This is a genomic window from Synechococcus sp. R8-2 (genome assembly GCF_047461715.1).
In the GTDB taxonomy this organism is placed as follows: domain Bacteria; phylum Cyanobacteriota; class Cyanobacteriia; order Thermostichales; family Thermostichaceae; genus Thermostichus.
In genome coordinates this window covers 1-1693 of record NZ_JANSHQ010000015.1, presented here as the reverse complement: position 1 = coordinate 1693, position 1693 = coordinate 1, and the positions used below count along the sequence as shown (strand labels likewise).

The window sequence follows — 1693 nt, the reverse complement described above, 5'->3', positions numbered from 1 at the left end:
TTCAGCGTAAATGTATCAGGGACTTCCCTTAGGGCCAATCCTGAACGCAAACCACCTGCTGGGTTTGGGCAGATCGCTCGGCTGCCTCGGCCACCGCCAGGGCGTGGAGCATGTTTTCAGTATGGATATAGAGGGGTCTGCCGTGGCGCAGGTGATCCAGCACCATGCGGGTGTCTTGCTCGAACAGGCCGTGGCGGGATCCCGTCTCTAGAGGGTGGGCGCTGCCGGGCCGCAGCAACGTTGCCTCTTCGCCGTTGATCAATAGGCCCCCCCGTTGACCGTGGAACTCCAGTAGCCGCTGCGAGCACCACAGGGAATCCCCCTTGCCATAGGTCAACACCGCCAGCAACCCACTGGCAAAACTCAGCTGGGCTGTGCAGTAGCAACTGCTGTAGCGGTGGGGCAGATCCGGCCCGTCGTAGCGCAGTTGGCAGCTCACCCGTTCTACCCTGCCCAACAAGTCCACCAAGCGGTGGATGCGAGAAACGGCCCCCATGAGGGGGAAGCCAAACAACTCAGGCCGATAGGTCCAGCGATCGGGGGCGGGGTGGGTGGCGGTGAGAGTGATGTAGCGAACGGCAAACAGCTTGCCCAACCCTTCCAGCTCTTGTTTCAGCAACCGGTGAACGCCGCTAATTAGCTCGATGTGTTCGACGTGCAGCAGCACTTGCCGCTCGGCTGCCAATTGCACCAAGGAACGCGCTTCGGCAGCGCTGAGGGCGAGGGGATATTCCACGACGGTGTGGATCCCTGCCTCCAGAGCAGCACGGGCAATGGCGGCATGATCCCGATTGATGGTGCTGACAAAAACCAGATCCAGCCGCTGCTCGCCCAACAGAGAAGACCAGTCCGAATAGGCGACGGCCCCCAACTCGGCGGCAAAAGCATCGCTCCGGTCGGGAGCTCGACCGGCAACAGCGACAATCTGCACTTGCCCATCTTTGCGCAAGGCCTCGGCCCGTGAGCGAGCTGCGTAGCCGGTGCCGATGATCCCCACCCGCAAGGTTTGTTCCCTCCCCTAGCCTGCCTCTGTCTGTAGCATCACACAGGAGGGATCCCTTCCACCAGCTGGCAATCGGGATCTCGCTCTCCCCAGGTCTACTGCTGCACCCTTTGCACCATTCATTTCCGATTGCAGCAACCTGTGTGATTGTGTTGGCTCTCCTCTCCCGGGGGGCAAGGGCAGTCAATTGCAGCCCACCACCGGGAAAAAGAAAGGAATCTGTCTCAAACCAACCCAAAGCGGCTCCTCTGCAGAAGGAAAATCACTCGTGCCCGCCCCACAGAGCCGTTCGCCGATGGAGGGTCAGCGTGGGCATTGGGAAGAAGCCGCTGTCTCAACCTGCTGTACCCGCGACGCAATGGCAAAATGCCGCTCCAACAGATCCGGGATCCCTTGGGGGGAAACGCCGCTATAACGGGCTTTGTCGGGCATAAACACCACATGGGGGCCCCGTTTGCAATCTTTCATGCAGCCCACCCCCTGCACGCAAATCGAACCAGAGTAGGCGGCCAAGTAGGCGTTCAGGGCTTGCATCACCGCTCCGGCCCCACGCCGATAACAGTCGGATTTCTGGCAGACCAGCACCTTACCTTTGATGTCTGTACCTTTGATATCTCCTTTGATATCTGTGATGTTTGGAGCAACCGGTTCGGAAGCTGCCTCAGCCCCAGAAGCCGAAGACAAACCCCC

The 1693-nt window shown here is 60.1% G+C and carries 2 protein-coding genes; both read right to left on the bottom strand.

Annotated elements, in window-relative coordinates; translation table 11 throughout:
• Positions 1–28 precede the first annotated feature (28 nt).
• On the bottom strand, positions 29–997 hold the full coding sequence (locus NW819_RS00340) for a Gfo/Idh/MocA family protein (RefSeq protein ID WP_238376973.1): 969 nt from the start codon (positions 995–997) through the stop codon (positions 29–31).
• Between the two features lie 309 nt (positions 998–1306).
• Positions 1307–1693: (2Fe-2S) ferredoxin domain-containing protein (locus NW819_RS00335; RefSeq protein ID WP_414412548.1), on the bottom strand; the 387-nt coding region annotated here is incomplete at its 5' end.